The sequence below is a fragment of the Providencia vermicola genome, assembly GCF_020381325.1.
Lineage (GTDB): Bacteria > Pseudomonadota > Gammaproteobacteria > Enterobacterales > Enterobacteriaceae > Providencia > Providencia vermicola.
This window is the reverse complement of record NZ_JAGSPI010000013.1, coordinates 128,543-145,658: the sequence shown is the minus strand read 5'-3', so window position 1 is coordinate 145,658 and position 17,116 is coordinate 128,543. Positions and strand designations below refer to the sequence as shown.

16 protein-coding genes and 1 other annotated feature are annotated in these 17,116 nt (G+C 41.8%); of the genes, 5 read left to right on the top strand and 11 right to left on the bottom strand.

Translation table 11 applies throughout. The features are described from left to right. A partial coding sequence (locus tag KDJ85_RS18295; protein WP_225820859.1) for a hypothetical protein occupies nucleotides 1–269 on the top strand: 269 nt, incomplete at its 5' end. Here the strand turns inward: KDJ85_RS18295 and clpB are convergent. The 3 genes from clpB to rluD form a co-directional block, all read right to left on the bottom strand. After that, nucleotides 266–2,857, bottom strand: a complete 2,592-nt coding sequence (gene clpB, locus KDJ85_RS18290) for an ATP-dependent chaperone ClpB (protein ID WP_225820858.1) — start codon at nucleotides 2,855–2,857, stop codon at nucleotides 266–268. The genes KDJ85_RS18295 and clpB overlap by 4 nt on opposite strands. Before the next feature lie 124 nt (nucleotides 2,858–2,981). Then, on the bottom strand, nucleotides 2,982–3,716 hold the full coding sequence (gene yfiH / locus KDJ85_RS18285; RefSeq protein ID WP_225820857.1) for a purine nucleoside phosphorylase YfiH: 735 nt from the start codon (nucleotides 3,714–3,716) through the stop codon (nucleotides 2,982–2,984). Further along, on the bottom strand, nucleotides 3,716–4,693 hold the full coding sequence (gene rluD / locus KDJ85_RS18280) for a 23S rRNA pseudouridine(1911/1915/1917) synthase RluD (RefSeq protein ID WP_225820856.1): 978 nt from the start codon (nucleotides 4,691–4,693) through the stop codon (nucleotides 3,716–3,718). Before rluD ends, yfiH begins: the two co-directional genes overlap by 1 nt. A gap of 137 nt (nucleotides 4,694–4,830) precedes the next feature. Here rluD and bamD point away from each other — a divergent pair, with 137 nt between their 5' ends. From bamD to pheA, 3 genes are all read left to right on the top strand, one after another. Next, nucleotides 4,831–5,562, top strand: coding sequence for an outer membrane protein assembly factor BamD (gene bamD / locus KDJ85_RS18275; protein WP_206084797.1), 732 nt, complete (start codon nucleotides 4,831–4,833; stop codon nucleotides 5,560–5,562). A 350-nt stretch (nucleotides 5,563–5,912) separates the two neighbouring features. Continuing rightward, a complete protein-coding gene (raiA, locus tag KDJ85_RS18270) occupies nucleotides 5,913–6,242 on the top strand; it encodes a ribosome-associated translation inhibitor RaiA (protein WP_206084780.1) in 330 nt (109 codons plus the stop codon). Between the two features lie 141 nt (nucleotides 6,243–6,383). Next, nucleotides 6,384–6,502, top strand: a sequence feature (Phe leader region). A gap of 25 nt (nucleotides 6,503–6,527) precedes the next feature. Then, entirely contained in the window at nucleotides 6,528–7,700 is a 1,173-nt protein-coding gene (gene pheA / locus KDJ85_RS18265; protein WP_225820855.1) for a bifunctional chorismate mutase/prephenate dehydratase, read from the top strand. Nucleotides 7,701–7,747: 47 nt separating this feature from the next. Here the strand turns inward: pheA and KDJ85_RS18260 are convergent, their stop codons facing one another. From KDJ85_RS18260 to ffh, 8 genes are all read right to left on the bottom strand, one after another. Beyond that, a complete protein-coding gene (locus tag KDJ85_RS18260) occupies nucleotides 7,748–9,313 on the bottom strand; it encodes a methyl-accepting chemotaxis protein (protein WP_225820854.1) in 1,566 nt (521 codons plus the stop codon). Nucleotides 9,314–9,626: 313 nt separating this feature from the next. Next, on the bottom strand, nucleotides 9,627–10,748 hold the full coding sequence (tyrA, locus tag KDJ85_RS18255; protein ID WP_225820853.1) for a bifunctional chorismate mutase/prephenate dehydrogenase: 1,122 nt from the start codon (nucleotides 10,746–10,748) through the stop codon (nucleotides 9,627–9,629). Nucleotides 10,749–10,761: 13 nt separating this feature from the next. Beyond that, a complete protein-coding gene (locus KDJ85_RS18250) occupies nucleotides 10,762–11,856 on the bottom strand; it encodes a 3-deoxy-7-phosphoheptulonate synthase (protein ID WP_275967699.1) in 1,095 nt (364 codons plus the stop codon). 582 nt (nucleotides 11,857–12,438) lie between these two features. Next, nucleotides 12,439–12,792: a 50S ribosomal protein L19 gene (rplS, locus tag KDJ85_RS18245; RefSeq protein ID WP_047757186.1), complete on the bottom strand. Its 354-nt coding sequence runs from the start codon at nucleotides 12,790–12,792 to the stop codon at nucleotides 12,439–12,441. Nucleotides 12,793–12,833: 41 nt separating this feature from the next. Then, the gene (trmD, locus tag KDJ85_RS18240) at nucleotides 12,834–13,598 is read right to left on the bottom strand and encodes a tRNA (guanosine(37)-N1)-methyltransferase TrmD (RefSeq protein ID WP_047757187.1); all 765 of its coding nucleotides are present in this window, start codon (nucleotides 13,596–13,598) and stop codon (nucleotides 12,834–12,836) included. Nucleotides 13,599–13,636: 38 nt separating this feature from the next. Beyond that, nucleotides 13,637–14,182 (bottom strand): ribosome maturation factor RimM, encoded by a 546-nt coding sequence (rimM, locus tag KDJ85_RS18235; protein WP_047757188.1) that lies wholly within the window; start codon nucleotides 14,180–14,182, stop codon nucleotides 13,637–13,639. A gap of 18 nt (nucleotides 14,183–14,200) precedes the next feature. Next, nucleotides 14,201–14,449, bottom strand: coding sequence for a 30S ribosomal protein S16 (rpsP, locus tag KDJ85_RS18230; protein WP_004924887.1), 249 nt, complete (start codon nucleotides 14,447–14,449; stop codon nucleotides 14,201–14,203). 136 nt (nucleotides 14,450–14,585) lie between these two features. Beyond that, a complete protein-coding gene (gene ffh / locus KDJ85_RS18225) occupies nucleotides 14,586–15,947 on the bottom strand; it encodes a signal recognition particle protein (RefSeq protein ID WP_206084776.1) in 1,362 nt (453 codons plus the stop codon). Nucleotides 15,948–16,323: 376 nt separating this feature from the next. Here ffh and KDJ85_RS18220 point away from each other — a divergent pair, with 376 nt between their 5' ends. Next, the gene (locus tag KDJ85_RS18220) at nucleotides 16,324–17,115 is read left to right on the top strand and encodes a cytochrome C assembly family protein (RefSeq protein WP_225820852.1); all 792 of its coding nucleotides are present in this window, start codon (nucleotides 16,324–16,326) and stop codon (nucleotides 17,113–17,115) included. Nucleotide 17,116 lies beyond the last annotated feature (1 nt).

Below are 17,116 nucleotides of genomic sequence, written 5' to 3'. Positions count from 1 at the left end.
AATTTTTTGCTTTTTCTTTTCAGAATCTCTCGCTGCCGTTTCAGTGTTCACCGCGCTTTGCGTTGTCTTGTTCCCGGTCAGTGGATGCGCATTATAGGGAGTCAGAAAAATCTGGCAAGTGTTTTTTTGAAAATAATTTCCAACTGATTATCTTTTGCACTTTACGCCCAGTTTCAGACCAAAAAAAACGTTTTTTTCACCAAATTGATAAGAAAAAGGCGGCATATAGAATGCCGCCTTTGAGTTTTACTACTGAATCAACGAACTAAACTTCCTTCATTGATAACTGTTTTGCTACGATTTCGTTGTTTTCAACATCTAAAACAACAGGTTTTCCTGGAAGTAACCGACCAGACAAGATTTCTTGTGCTAGCGGATTCTCAATTTCCTGCTGAATTGCACGTTTCAACGGCCTTGCACCAAAGATTGGATCAAAACCTGCTTCACCAATTTTCTCAAGTGCTGCTGGTGTCGCGGTAACTTCATAACCGTGCTCTTCAAGACGTTTATATAAACGAGCCAACTGAATATTTGCAATATTCGTAATTTGCTCTTTGCCTAGTGGGTGGAAAACCACCACTTCATCAATACGGTTAATGAACTCAGGCCTGAAGCTGTGAGATACCACTTCCATCACCATATCTTTCATCTCTGAGTAACCAATCATGCCAAATCTTTCTTGAATTAAGTCAGAACCCAAGTTAGATGTCATGATGATTACCGTATTACGGAAGTCTACGGTACGGCCTTGACCATCCGTTAAACGCCCATCATCCAACACTTGCAATAAGATGTTAAAGACATCAGGGTGTGCTTTTTCAACTTCATCTAACAAAATAACAGAATATGGACGACGTCTGATAGCTTCTGTGAGATACCCACCTTCTTCATACCCAACATACCCTGGAGGTGCCCCCACTAAACGTGATACCGCATGTTTTTCCATAAATTCAGACATGTCGATACGCACCATTGCGTCGTCACTGTCGAACATAAAATTCGCCAATGCTTTACATAACTCGGTTTTACCGACCCCTGTTGGCCCTAAGAACATAAAGGAACCAATTGGTCGATTAGGATCAGACAACCCTGCACGGCTACGACGTATCGCATTCGATACCGCCACTACCGCCTCGTCTTGACCAATCACACGTTGATGGAGTTGCTGTTCCATACGTAACAGTTTCTCTCTTTCGCTTTCCAGCATTCTTGAAACAGGGATACCAGTCCAGCGCGCTAGAATTTCAGCGATTTCAACGTCAGTCACCTTGTTACGTAAAAGCTTCATGCTTTTACCTTCCGCTTTAGTTGCGGCTTCAAGTTGTTTTTCTAATTCAGGAATACGACCATACTGTAATTCAGACATTTTTGCTAAATCACCCATACGGCGCGCTTTTTCCATTTCGATACGCGTATTTTCCAGTTCTGCTTTAATATGCTGAGTGCCCGTTAACGAGGCTTTTTCCGCTTTCCACTCTTCTTCTAATGCAGAATATTCACGTTCTTTCTCTGTCAGTTCTTCTTCTAACATTTCAAGACGTTTTTTACTCGCCTCATCCGATTCTTTTTTCAGTGCTTGCTGTTCAAGTTTCAGCTGAATAATACGGCGTTCTAATCTATCTAAGGATTCAGGTTTTGAATCCATTTGCATACGCAGGCTTGCACCCGCTTCATCAATTAAGTCGATAGCTTTGTCCGGCAACATACGATCGGTAATATAACGATGCGATAACGTTGCTGCTGCGACGATCGCAGGGTCAGTAATTTGTACATGGTGATGAAGTTCATAACGCTCTTTCAAACCACGCAAAATTGCAATCGTGTCTTCTACTGAAGGCTCTGCGACATACACTTTTTGGAAACGACGTTCTAACGCAGGGTCTTTTTCAATGTATTGACGGTACTCATCTAACGTCGTAGCACCAACACAGTGTAATTCCCCACGGGCAAGTGCAGGTTTCAACATATTCCCCGCATCCATTGCGCCATCCGCTTTACCTGCACCAACCATGGTATGCAGTTCGTCAATAAAGAGAATAACGTTGCCTTCTTGTTTTGCGAGGTCATTCAAAACAGCTTTTAAACGCTCTTCAAATTCACCTCGATATTTAGCCCCTGCAATCAAGGCCCCCATATCAAGGGATAAAACGCGTTTGTTTTTCAGGCCTTCAGGTATTTCACCATTCACAATACGTTGTGCCAGCCCTTCAACAATGGCGGTTTTACCTACACCTGGTTCACCGATCAGCACTGGGTTGTTTTTTGTACGACGTTGTAATACTTGAATAGTACGGCGAATTTCTTCGTCGCGGCCAATCACTGGGTCTAATTTGCCTTGTTCTGCACGTTCAGTTAAATCGACAGTATATTTTTTTAAGGCTTGGCGCTGGTCTTCAGCGCTTTGATCATTCACTTTTTCTCCACCACGCATCTGTTCTATTGCCTTTTTTAAATTATCTTTATTAACACCTGCTGCTTTGAGCATATCTGCTAATGTTGTATTGGCTTCTAAAGCGGCGATAAGAAATAATTCAGAGGAGATAAAATCATCTCCGTGCTTTTGTGCCAATTGATCACATAGGTTCAAGTGACGCATTAAGTCACTTGATGGTTGAACGTCTCCTGCCACACCTTGTACTTGAGGCAAACGCCCTAATGCATCTTCAATCTTTTGCTTAAATTGCACCGCGTTAACGCCAAGTGTCGTCAGCAAAGGACGGACTGTGCCACCTTCTTGATTAAATAAGGCACATAATAGATGAATAGGTTCGATAAACTGGTTTTCACGCCCAAGGGCTAAAGATTGGGCGTCAGCGAGAGCTTGCTGGAATTTATTAGTTAAACGATCCAGACGCATAACACCTCCGATAAATGAGATTAAATTTGCTACTGGATACTAGATGAGGTCTATTTTTAAATATTCAAGTTTTGCATTGAATAATTTTTGTTATATCTGTTAATTTAGAGTAAAACGCTAAACACTAGTTATTTACCCATATCAAAGAAGCCATTCTTCCCGTTTTTCCCTCACGTCGGTAGGAAAAAAATCTGTTTTCATCACTTACCGTGCAAAAATCGCCACCATAAATGGCATTAATCCCTATCGCATTGAGCTTTTTACGGGCTAATAAATAGATGTCAGCAAGATATTTACCATTATGAGGTCTAAAAGCGGAAGCTAAATCAGACGATTGATTAATAAATGCCTGTTTAACTTCGGCACCCACTTCAAATTTTTTAGCACCAATTGCAGGGCCGAGCCACACCATCATTTCATTAGCAGGACTAATAAATTGGCGAATCGTATTTTCAAGCACGCCATTGCATAACCCCCGCCACCCTGCGTGAGCCGCTGCAACCTCTGTTCCCGCTTGATTACAAAATAAAACAGGCAAGCAATCCGCCGTCATAATGGCACAAACTTGCCCCACTTGATTGCTATAGACTGCATCTGCTTGTTTGTTTTTGATTTTACTACCATTAAGATGAAGAACATGCGTACCATGGACCTGCTCAAGCCACACAGGTTGTTGTGGTAATTGAGCAAGTTCAACAAGGCGCTGGCGATTTTCACTGACGTCTTCAGGGCGATCGTCTACATGGTCGCCAAGATTCAAACTGTCAAAAGGTGGCAGGCTCACACCACCCGCACGGGTTGTGCTACAACTTGATACGCTTTTAGGCTGCGGCCAGTCAGGGAAAATCAGTGTGCTCATTACCAATCCATATTGTCTTTATGAAGTTCAGTATCTGCCTTTAAGGCTTCAATAAGCTTAACCATATCATCAGGTAGCGGTGCATGCCACTCCATTTGAATACCTGAAATTGGGTGATATAAGCGCAGCATTGTTGCATGCAGTGCTTGTCTATCGAAATTACGCATCACTTCTAAAAACTCTTCCGTGGCACCTTTTAATGGGCGAGGACGGCCACCGTATAATTGATCGCCAATTAATGGATGGTTAATATGTGCCATGTGAACACGGATTTGGTGCGTTCTACCCGTTTCTAAACGTAAACGTAGACGCGTGTGTGCTCTGAAATGCTCCATGATGCGGTAATGTGTGACTGCTGGTTTACCCATTGGGTGAACCGCCATGTGAGTTCTTTTCGTTGGGTGGCGAGAAATCGGCTCTTCAACCATACCACCAGCAGTCATACGACCCACCGCCACCGCTTCATACTCACGCGTAATTTCTCTTAACTGTAAAGACTCGACTAGATGGGTTTGTGCTGGAACGGTTTTTGCGACCACCATGAGCCCAGTGGTGTCTTTATCAAGACGGTGAACAATCCCTGCTCTTGGAACATCAACAATTTCTGGGTAACGGTATAATAAAGCATTTAGGATTGTTCCGTCTGGGTTTCCAGCCCCTGGGTGTACAACTAATCCACGCGGTTTATTAATAATTAGGATATCTTCATCTTCATAAATAATGTTAAGTGGAATATCCTGAGGTTCCCAACGATTATCTTCTTCAATAAGGGCATCGATTAAAATTTGTTCACTACCTAAAACTTTTTCCTTTGGCTTATTGATAACTTTGCCATTAACCTGCACTCTATCATCTAAAATCCACTCTTTTATGCGTGAACGTGAATAATCAGGGAACAATTCGGCCAAAGCCTGATCTAAACGTTGACCGAGCTGTGATTCAGCGATAATTGCACTAAGTTGTACTTGTTGAGCCATAAATTAATCTACTTTTTGGTGTTTGTATTTTGACGGCGCTGCCGTTTCATTTAAAATATATGCTATTGTAACTCGAATTTTGCCGGGAGCCTTATGGATAGACTCCCTCGAAACACTCAGAGGATAACCTACACGTGATGATACGTATGAAAAATCTGGTGGCTGCAGCCACGTTGAGCCTGGTTTTAGCTGGGTGCTCCAGCAACCCTGAAGTCAGCCCTGATAGCTCCCCAGCTGAAATCTATGCAACGGGTCAGCAAAAACTACAGGACGGTAACTTTAAAGCTGCCATCAAACAGTTTGAAGCCCTTGATAACCGTTATCCGTTTGGCCCATACGCCCAGCAAGTTCAATTAGACCTGATTTACGCCTATTATAAATCAGCTGAACTGCCTATGGCGATAGCGGCAATTGACCGTTTCATGCGTTTAAACCCGACTCATCCAAATATTGACTATGTCCTTTACATGCGCGGTTTAACCGCTATGGCCTTAGACGATAGTTTACTGCAAGGCTTATTCGGTATCGACCGTTCAGATAGAGACCCTCAGCACGCTCGCGTCGCCTTTAAAGACTTAAGCCAGCTAGTTCGTTACTATCCTAACAGTATGTATGCAAACGATGCTAGCAAGCGCTTAGTCTACTTAAAAGAACGTTTGGCAAAATTCGACCTTTCTGTGGTTGAATATTACAACAAACGAGGTGCTTATGTCGCGGTTGTTAATCGCACAGAACAAATGCTGAAAGATTACCCAGACACTGAAGCAACACGTAATGCCTTGCCATACATGGAAATTGCGTATAAACAAATGGGTTTAAACCAAGAAGCAAATAAAGCCGAAAGTATTATTGTTGCAAACCCACAATAATCTCGAGTTTGATCTAAAACAGCAGCCTCGGCTGCTGTTTTTGTTTGTCTGATTGGCTTCCAATCGTTACCGTATTCTCTTACTTTTTTATTTGTATTAATCAATCTTTTAGATTAGTTAAATTTTAACCCAAAAAAAGATCCGACTATTAACCGTATCGATAGCCAACTTAATCAGTTTCCACTAATCCATTCATTTTGGCAATGCTTTTCCTCCCCTTTTTCATACAAAATCACACTTCGGATGTGTGATGTATATCCCCTGAATCAGATGTGATCTATATCAATTTTTTATTGCTGATAACGCGTATTCTGAATTCATCAAAGACGGAAACAATGAGAGGTAACACTATGATAGTGAACATAACTAGCAAACAAATGGATATTACCCCAGCTATTCGTGAACACATTGACAGCCGTCTAACAAAATTGGATAAGTGGCAAGTTTCCCTGATAAATACGCATATTGTTTTATCAAAAGAGCCACAAGGTTTCATGGTTGATGCAAATATCAAAACAGCGACAGGTAAATTAGTTGCTAGCGCCAAACATGAAGATATGTACGTTGCAATAAATGAACTGATCAACAAACTCGAAAGACAACTCAATAAAGTGCAACATAAAGGAGAATCAAGAAGAGCCAACAATAGTGTAAAAGAAGCGAACCTCGTTACGTTATAATTTTATATTATCTATCAACTTATCTTGAAACTTTGTAAAACGCGCCTGCAATAGGCGCGTTTTTTATGTTTATGATTCTTTTTTATTGACTTCTTATGGCGTATCGGGTTTATTTGAATCAAGTTTATTTAAAGGTATTCACATGAAACGTAATTTTGTTTTCTTTTTCTTCTTTAGCAACTCCTAATTAGGGGCTTTTGTCGTTCGAGAAAGAAAAGAAGACAAAATTAGAAAGCCCCCAAATAGGGGGCTTTTTTTATATCACGACATTACAGGGTGGGCAGGATGGAAAACAGCACTAATTTACTGAAAGTACGAGAAAAAATAAGCCAGTTAGATAGTGAGCTCCTAAACCTTTTGGCAAAACGCCGTGGGTTTGCAGCAGAAGTTGCAGAAACAAAAATTGATGACAATCGCCCTATTCGTGATAAAGACCGCGAACGTCAACTTTTGGATGTTCTCATTAATAAAGGTAAACCACTGGGCCTTGACGGCTTTTATATTACTCGCTTATTTCAGATGATCATCGAAGACTCGGTGTTAACCCAACAAGCAATTTTACAAAAGCACTTAAATTTAACGCCGAGTGACACTGCCCGTTTTGCCTTTTTAGGCCCCAAAGGTTCTTACTCACATATCGCAGCTCGCCAATATTCGGCCCGCCATTTTGATCAACTCGTCGAATGTAGCTGTAATAAATTCCAAGATATATTTTCATTAGTCGAAAGTGGGCAAGCAGAGTATGGTATTTTACCAATTGAAAATACCAGTTCTGGCGCCATTAATGATGTTTACGATTTACTGCAAAATACATCACTCTCTATTGTGGGGGAAATTCGTTTACCCATTAACCACTGTTTACTCACCACAGGTAATACCGATTTAAGCCTCATTGATACGGTTTACAGTCACCCTCAACCTTTCCAGCAGTGCAGCCAATATTTAGCCCAGTTTCCACAGTGGAAAATAAAATATTGCGACAGTACATCAACTGCGATGCAAATGGTGGCGGAACAAGATTCCCCTAATGTTGCAGCACTGGGCAGTGAAGCAGGTGGCGCACTGTATAACTTACATGTTGTTGAACACAATTTAGCAAACCAGCAAATCAATATGACCCGCTTTATTGTCGTTGCACCACAATCTATTGAAGTCACTGAACAAGTTCCTGCTAAAACCACGTTATTAATCACCACGGGTCAGCAAGCTGGTGCATTGGTTGATGCGCTAATTATCTTAAAAAATAATAAGATAATTATGAGTAAATTAGAGTCTCGCCCAATTAATGGCAAACCTTGGGAGGAGATGTTTTATGTGGATGTTCATGCGAACTTACGTTCAGATAACCTGCAACAAGCACTCAAAGAGCTTTCAGCAATTACACGCTCAATAAAAGTGTTAGGCTGTTACCCATCTGAAAATATTGTTCCCGTTGAACCTGAAAAAGTAGCACCATAATAAACGTAAAAAGGCTGCTTAAATAGAAAAGCAGCCTTTAATCAAAATTATACCGTCGTTTCTGACTGGTAGTTAGAATTAACGCGGAAGTAATTCACAAGTTTTTTTAGGTGGAATGCTTGTTCATTTAATGAGTCTGCCGCCACAACGGACTCCTCCACTAAGCTGGCATTTTGTTGCGTGGTTAAATCTAATTGCCCTACAGCGCTGTTAATTTGTGAAATGCCATCGCTTTCTTCTTGGCTTGCTTGGCCAATTTCTTGTAATAGCGTATTCATTTCTTTCACACTATCAATCATGCCATGAATTTGTTCAGTCGCTTTCTCTACGAGCTCCATACCTTCTTTGGTTTGCGATGAAGAGTTCTCAATCAGCCCTTTGATATCATTGGCTGATGCCGCACTTTTTTGTGCCAATAAACGTACCTCTCCCGCAACGACCGCAAAACCACGACCATGTTCGCCTGCTCTCGCCGCTTCAACCGAAGCATTTAATGCCAGAATATTGGTTTGGAATGCAATGGAATCAATTAAGTTAATAATATCAGTCATTTGTAATGATGAGGTATTAATAGCTCGCATTTTATTCGTTAGCTGATTCATCATTTGACCATTATTCTGCACAACAACCGCCGCTTGTTCCGCTAGCATACTGGCTTCATGAGTATGTTCAGTGGTGTTTTTTACCGTTGAGGTAATTTGTTCCATAGAACTTGCTGTCTCTTCAACAGATGCGGCTTGCTCTTCCGTACGGGCGGCTAAGTTCTGGTTACCTGCCACAATTTGCCCTGCCGCTGCAGAAATACTTTCAGAGCCTTTTTGCACCTCTTGGACAATTTCAACTAACTGCCCTTTCATGTTATTCAATGCGTTTAATAAAATACCTGTTTCATCTTTCGAATCTACTTTAACGTCTTTCGTTAAATCACCACTCGCAATAGACTGCGCTAAACCAACCGCATTTTCGAGTGGGCGGGTTATCATAATGGTAATAAACCACCCCATTGCACAACCTGCAGCAATGCTGATCACTGAAAGAATCGCCAGTAAAATTTTATTGCTTTCATAATTGGCATTGACTGTACGCCCAATATCCTGCATTTCTAAATCTTGGATAGCCATTAGCGTTTGAATGTGGTCTCGATAATCACGCTGAATGCTAGACGTTTTTACCATCATTTCATCAATAGCCGCTTGACGATTATTTTCAGAAAGGAATGTATTGATACGAGCAATTGATGAATGAAATTGTTGGCGAATAATTCGTAATTCAGAAAGGACTTCTTTAGAACGATCATCCGTGACATTTTTTTCTAAGCTATCCATTAATTCATTAATTTTCAATGTAATTTTGGCTAACTCTTCACGTCGCTTATCACTCCCTCGGTCATCAAGTAAAATCAATTCTTGAATACCAATAAAGGAATAAAAGTTATCCATCATCTGCCCTGCTGTTGAGGCAATGGGGTAACTTTCATACAGAACTTGTTTCATTCCGTCATTGGCTCTGTTCATATTGGCCAATGAAAAGAGTGAGCTCAGGATAATAAGCGTAACAAATCCCCCAAATGCTATCGTTAACTTCATACTAATTTTGAGATTTTTAAAAGACATATGTTTACCACGCTAGCCATCGTTGAATGAGTAGTGTTATCGGTAAAATACGTCATATCTTTACCATATAAATCGATCGATAATTAAATATCAATTTTATAAATCGATTAATTTACCCTTAAATAGGGGAAGATATCTGTTTTAGATTAGAAAGGAGATTTTTCAATAGAAAGCACAAGAAATAAGTAAAATTGCTTATTCAAAATAAAATATCGAATTTAGAGGGTCGAAAAAGAAAGATTACCTGAAATAACAAAAAATTAACAGTAAAAAAGCCCTCTACTGCAAACAACACAATAGAAGGCGGGGATGATTACTTGCGGTTATCGTTGGCGCGTTGCAACAATGACTGGCTTTCTTTCATAAAATGGTGGGCATCTTCGCCGAACCACTCACTAACTTGATTAAACTGGCGAATAAATTCTGCTTTATCTTTCTTTTCAAGCAGTTCAATAGACTGCCCTAAAAGCTGATGATAACGACGAATTAATTCTACGTTTTTATCCGAAGACATGATGATATCTGCATACAACTGGGGGTCTTGAGCAAATAACCGCCCCACCATCGCAAGTTCTAAACGGTAGATGGGGGATGACAACTCAAGAAGCTGCTGTAAATCGATATCCTCTTTCGCCAAATTTTGCCCATAAGTGAAAGTCGTAAAGTGGCGTAATGCTTGGATAAAACTCATGTTTTTATCATGCTCTTGCGCTGAGATTTCTTTCAAACGCGCCCCCCAAACTAATAGCTGTTCAAGAAACCATTGATAAGACTCAGCACCACGGCCATGACAATACGCAAAAACTTGTTTTGCTACACTGCCGATATCGGGGCCAAACATCGGATGAAGCCCTAAAACTGGCCCTTCATGTGCCGCTAGCATGGCCTCTAATGGTTGTTGTTTGATAGACGCAATATCCATCAAAATAGTGCCTTTATCCAATTTTGGCAGTTGGTTAATCACCTGAACGGTTAAGTGGATAGGCACACTGACCATCACCACACTGGCACCCGCAATAATCGATTCTGCCTGCGGCCAATCATTTTGATTCAACGTTTTTACTTGGTAACCTGACAGGGTCAGAAGACGATGGAATAACCTCCCCATCTTCCCATCGCCACCCACGATAACAATTGGGCCTGCATTCGGGTTGAGTGTCTTGAAACCTTTGTCATTTTCACGTGCGTAAGACTCACGCATGATCCGCCGTAAAATATCCTCAATCAGGTCAGGTGGGATCCCCATACGTTCTGCTTCGGCGCGCCGAGCCGCTAGCATGCTCGACTCACGCTCAGGGACATAAATTGGCAACCCATGTAAGCTTTTGACTTCGCCAACTTCCGCCACAAGTTGCAACCTTTTGGCTAATAAATCCAATAAGGATTTATCAACCGCATCAATTTGGTCCCGTAAATGGGATAACTCAACAGACATACTAATACCTTGATCAGCTCACTTTGCTCAATTTCTGCGTGCGTTGTTCAAGCACAGGCAATAGCGCCTGATGTAAGTTACGCAATACAGTCTCTGTTGTCTGCCAGTTAATGCAGGCATCTGTCACAGAAACGCCGTACTTCATCGCATCGCGTGGCTGTTCAGAGGTTTGGTTGCCTTCATTAATATGGCTTTCCAGCATAATACCTGTAATTGACTCATTACCATTAACAATTTGTTCGATAATTGAATCAACTACCAGTGGCTGACGGCGGTAATCTTTATTTGAGTTACCATGACTGCAATCCACCATTAGTGATGGTTCCAGCCCCGCTTTACGCATTTCAGCTTCACATGCCGCAATATCTTCTGCGCTATAGTTGGGTGTTTTACCACCGCGTAAAATCACATGACCATTGCTGTTGCCTTTGGTGTGTAATAAGCAAACTTGGCCCGATTGATTAATTCCCATGAAACGATGTGGCATTGCAGCCGCTTTCAATGCATTGATTGCTGTAGATAAACTACCATCAGTCCCATTTTTAAACCCTACAGGCATTGAAAGTCCTGATGCCATTTCACGGTGGGTTTGTGATTCAGTAGTTCTTGCACCAATCGCAGACCAGCTGAATAAATCCCCTAAATATTGTGGGTTATTTGGGTCTAATGCTTCAGTCGCCAGTGGCAGCCCCATATTGACTAAGTTAGTCAGTAAGTCGCGAGCAATATGAAGGCCTTTTTCCATTTGGAATGAACCATCCATAAATGGATCACTTATTAAGCCTTTCCAACCCACAGTCGTCCGTGGTTTTTCAAAATACACACGCATCACAATATATAAGCTATCACTTAACTCTTCGGCTAATTTTTGTAGGCGTTCACCATATTCAATCGCAGCATCCACATCATGGATTGAGCAAGGACCACATACCACGAGTAAGCGAGGATCACGTTGATGGATAATATCCGCAATAACTTGACGCGATGTCGCAATGGCATGCAGGTTGCTGTGACTCAGCGGATATTTCTCTTTCAGACTCTCAGGGGTGATTAATACCTGTTCGTCTTGAATATTCACATTGTTGAGTACATCTTTTTGCATGATCATTTTTTACCTACTTAATTAGCTTATATTTGCTTGGTTTATTGTTTACATATTGTGTTTGAGTGCATGGGTAATAACATACCATGCATCGTAAACAATTCAATCCATTTATGTAAAATATTTCCACCATCGTAAACAATAAATTACACCAATACAACATACTGACAATAAAGCAAATTAACATAAACCCAACATTTCAGAACTCAATATAGAGTTAAAACATAGCTTTTTCGTAAAAATTAATTTACACACTGAGAAATTAACTTCTCAACTATATTCTAAATAGTTCGAGTTGTAGCAAGGCGGCAAAGTGAGGACATCGCAGGGAGCATACATAAGTATGTGACTAATTCGAATAAGTGCAGCTAATACAGATGCGGCTTGAAGTGTGACTTACTAACTCTATTTATTCTAAATAGTTCGAGTTCTCGCTAGGCAGCAAGAGAATGAGTCGCTAGGAGCATACATGAGTATGTGACTAGTGCGAATGAACGTAGCCAACACCGCGAGAACTTGAAATATGACGAATATAAAAAAGGCCCGCTAATGCGGGCCTCTTCAACTTTCGGATGTAGCGAAAGCGTATTACTTGGCGTTCAGACGCTCTTTGATACGAGCTGCCTTACCAGAACGCTCACGCAGGTAGTACAGTTTAGCTCTGCGAACAGCACCACGGCGTTTAACAGCAATGCTATCTACGACTGGTGAGTGAGTTTGGAAGACACGCTCAACACCTTCGCCGTTAGAAATTTTACGAACAGTGAATGCAGAGTGCAGACCGCGGTTACGAATAGCGATAACCACGCCCTCGAATGCCTGCAGACGTTTTTTAGAGCCTTCTACGACCCATACCTTAACTTCCACGGTGTCACCCTGACGGAATGAAGGTACGTCCTGCTTCATTTGCTCTTGTTCAATTTGTTTAATAATGTTGCTCATAATAACTCTCTTACCCTAGGTAAACTGATATGTTTAGACAATTAATTGTCTGGATTCATTTGTTGCTCAGACTGATATTCACGCTGGAACTCAGTCAGCAACATCCTCTGCTCGTCAGTCAGAGCTAGGCTTTCCAGAAGCTCAGGTCTTCTAAGCCAGGTACGGCCAAGTGATTGTTTCATGCGCCAGCTATCTATTTTAGCGTGATTCCCCGAAAGTAATACATCTGGGACTTGCATGCCATCTAACACTTCAGGGCGGGTATAGTGAGGACAATCTAGCAAGCCATCAGCAAAAGAATCTTCTTGAGCTGAAGCTTGATGACCAAGCACCCCTGGTATAAACCGAGATACTGAGTCTATCAACACCATCGCAGGGAGTTCCCCACCACTGAGAACGTAATCGCCGATTGACCATTCTTCGTCAACTTCGGTTTGAATGATACGCTCATCAATGCCTTCATAGCGGCCACAAACAAGTATTAATTTCTCATTGGTTGCCAGCTCGCAAACACCGTCTTGACTTAGTTTGCGCCCTTGTGGTGAAAGATAAATAACCTTTGCACCCTCACCAGCCTCAGTTCTTGCTGCGTTGATTGCATCCTTAAGCGGTTGCACCATCATCAGCATGCCTGGACCACCTCCGTAGGGGCGGTCATCAACAGTTTTGTGCCGGTCGTGAGTAAAATCACGCGGATTCCAGCACTCAAATGTGAGTAGGCCATTTTTCACTGCCCGACCAGTTACCCCGTACTCGGTTATTGCGCGGAACATTTCGGGAAACAGGCTAATTACACCAATCCACATGATATCGTCCCACTTATCAAAACCGTTCAACCGGAGATTTAAAAACCAGGATCCCAATCCACTTCAATGAGTTTAGCATCGAGATCGACTTTCTTGATAACCTGCCCATCAAGAAACGGAACCAACCGCTCCTTGATGCCAAATGCATCTTTTAAATTCGCCTTAATGACCAGTACATCATTCGAACCAGTCTCCATCATGTCAGTGATGGTACCAAGGTCATAGCCTTGTAACGTCACTACATGGCAGCCCATCAGGTCTTTCCAGTAGTATTCGTTTTCTAACTCAGGTAGTTGGGTTGAATCAACCGCAATTTCAAAGTTAGTCAAAAGCGCAGCTGCATCACGGTCATCGACCCCATTCAGCTTGACGATGATATCCTTGTTATGATGTTTCCAATCTTCAATTTCAATGTGTTGCCATTGACCTGAACGTTGGATAAACCAAGGCTGATACTCAAAAATACTTTCAGCATGTTCGGTGGACGAAAAAACTTTGAGCCAACCACGAATACCGTATGCCGCACCTAATTTCCCCAATACAATTGGGTTTTCAGGTGGCTGTAGTTTAGTTTGCTTGCTCATTGTTACCACCGCGACAGATTAAGCTGCTTTCTTAGCTTGTTTGACCAGTTGTGCAACACGGTCAGAAATAGTTGCGCCTAAGCCAACCCAATGCTCAACACGGTCCAAGTCTAAACGCAGTTCTTCTGCTTGACCTGAAGCGATCGGGTTGAAGAAACCGATACGCTCAATGAAACGACCGTCACGCGCATTGCGGCTATCGGTTACAACGATTTGGTAGAACGGACGTTTTTTAGCGCCGCCACGAGATAAACGAATTGTTACCATAACATCCTCATTAGTTAACAAAACAACCAGACTCCATCGAGGGATAGAGTCCGGCTGTCATATAAAAAGCCCGAAAAGTTTACTTACTTTGACGCAAAAATCAATCAAAAGTGCGTTTTGTTTGAGGCTTTATTGTTTAACGCCCCGGAAAACCCGGAGGCATCATACCCTTCATGCCGCGCATCATCTTGGCTAAGCCACCTTTTTTCATTTTCTTCATCATGCGTTGCATATCATCAAATTGTTTTAAAAGGCGGTTAACTTCTTGCACGGTCGTTCCCGAACCTGCCGCAATACGGCGTTTACGAGAACCTTTAATAATTTCTGGTTTTTCGCGCTCTTTGCGCGTCATGGAGTTAATCATCGCTTCCATACGAACCGTGATTTTATCATCCATTTGGGATTTAACAGCATCTGGTAACTGGGACATTCCCGGCATTTTGCTCATCATGCTCGCCATGCCGCCCATATTACGCATTTGTTTTAATTGACTTAAAAAGTCATTTAAATCAAAACCATCACCCGTTTTTAGTTTTTTCGCTAATTTTTCTGCTTCATCACGGTCAACTTTGTGCTCAATCTCTTCAATCAGAGAAATCACATCCCCCATTCCAAGGATACGGGATGCAACACGTTCTGGATGGAACGGTTCTAAGGCATCCGTTTTTTCACCAACCCCTAAGAATTTAATTGGCTTACCTGTGATTGCACGAATCGACAACGCTGCACCACCACGCGCATCACCATCAACTTTGGTTAATACAACCCCTGTCAGTGGTAAGGCTTCGTTAAACGCTTTTGCGGTGTTCGCTGCATCCTGCCCCGTCATCGCATCGACGACGAACAAGGTTTCCACAGGTTTAATAATACGATGGACTTCTTGGATTTCTTCCATCATCGCTTCATCAACGTGTAAGCGACCTGCGGTATCCACTAATAATACATCATAGAATTGAAGTTGAGCGTGCTTTAACGCTTTTTGCACAATAGCTGCGGGCTTTTCTTGCACATCTGATGGGAAAAAATCAATACCAACAGATTCAGCTAAAGTTTCAAGCTGTTTGATCGCCGCTGGGCGGTAGACGTCAGCAGAGACCACTAAAACTTTTTTCTTTTGCTTTTCTTTTAAATGTTTACCTAGTTTCGCAACGCTGGTTGTTTTACCCGCACCTTGTAAACCCGCCATTAAGACAACCGCAGGCGGCTGAGCCGACAAGTTGAGTTGATGGTTTTCTTCCCCCATCGCTCGAGTCAGTTCATTTTGAACAATTTTGATGAACTCTTGGCCTGGAGTTAAGCTTTTATTTACATCTTGACCAACGGCACTTTCTTTGACTTTCTGGATAAATTCACGGACAACTGGTAACGCTACGTCGGCTTCCAGCAATGCCATGCGAACTTCACGTAATGTATCTTTAATATTGTCATCAGTGAGACGTCCACGTCCGCTGATATTGCGCAACGTGCGCGAGAGTCTGTCGCTTAAATTATCAAACATATGTCTTAGCTCAATTCTGTTGATGGGCCGATGTTTAGCCTGATCTGGTTGCTAGTACACCTAATTTCAAGTGTTTTAGTGTCAACAAGTTGAATTATAAGTAGCAAACCTTCAATCAAATGAAGGAAAAAGCACGATAAAAAATATTTCCCCGATTGTACCACACCCGCTATTTTTTCGCTGCCCTCTGTTTGAAACAGATTATACAAGCTATGATAGCGTTAGTTTCATTGTTATCTGTACAATCCTATAGGTACATGAAATGCTATCTATCGTGAATATACCGCTATTGGCGCGGCCAATAGTTGGAGCCTGCTCCCGTACACGTTATACTATAAAATAACTTTCCACTAAAAATGAATATCGACACTATACTATGCCAGTATTTGCAGTCATAGCAGTTTGTACATACATGATTAGCCTACTGCTGATCGTCCCAGGTCAAGTGCGCAAACAACCCCTTTATCGCCGTTTGGCGATGCTACTTGCGATTATTGCATTAGTAACGCACGCCATCACACTAAAATTACTCATTTTTAGTGAGGCCGAAGGGCAGAATCTCACCCTATTAAACCTTGGTTCAGCGGTGAGTTTACTGATGTGCTTAATTATGACGGTTGTCGCCTATTGGGGAAAAGCGTGGTATCTAACCCCGATAGTGTACAGTTTCGCTATCATTAATTTAATGCTTTCTACCATTATGCCTGGTGAGTTTATTACTCACCTAGAAGCCAGCGTGCCTCTATTTGTACATATTGGCTTAGCCTTATTAAGCTATGCCACGCTACTTATTGCTGCCTTGTATGCATTTCAAGTTGCGTTAATTGATCACCAACTCAAAAATAAAACCTTAAAATTTAGCCCTGATATGCCGCCAATGATGGTGGTAGAGCGTAAAATGTTTCACATCACCCAAGTGGGTGTCATTTTACTGACTCTGACTTTATGCACAGGGTTTATTTATATGGATAATATCTTTGATAAAGAAAATATCCATAAATCTGTGTTATCAGTGATTGCTTGGTTTGTCTACATTACTTTGCTTTGGGGCCATTTCCACGGCGGCTGGCGCGGAAAACGCGTTTTATTCTTCCATGTTGCTGGCTCAATCATTTTAACGATGGCTTTTTTTGGTAACCGTCTACTCCAACAGTTTATGGTACCTTGAG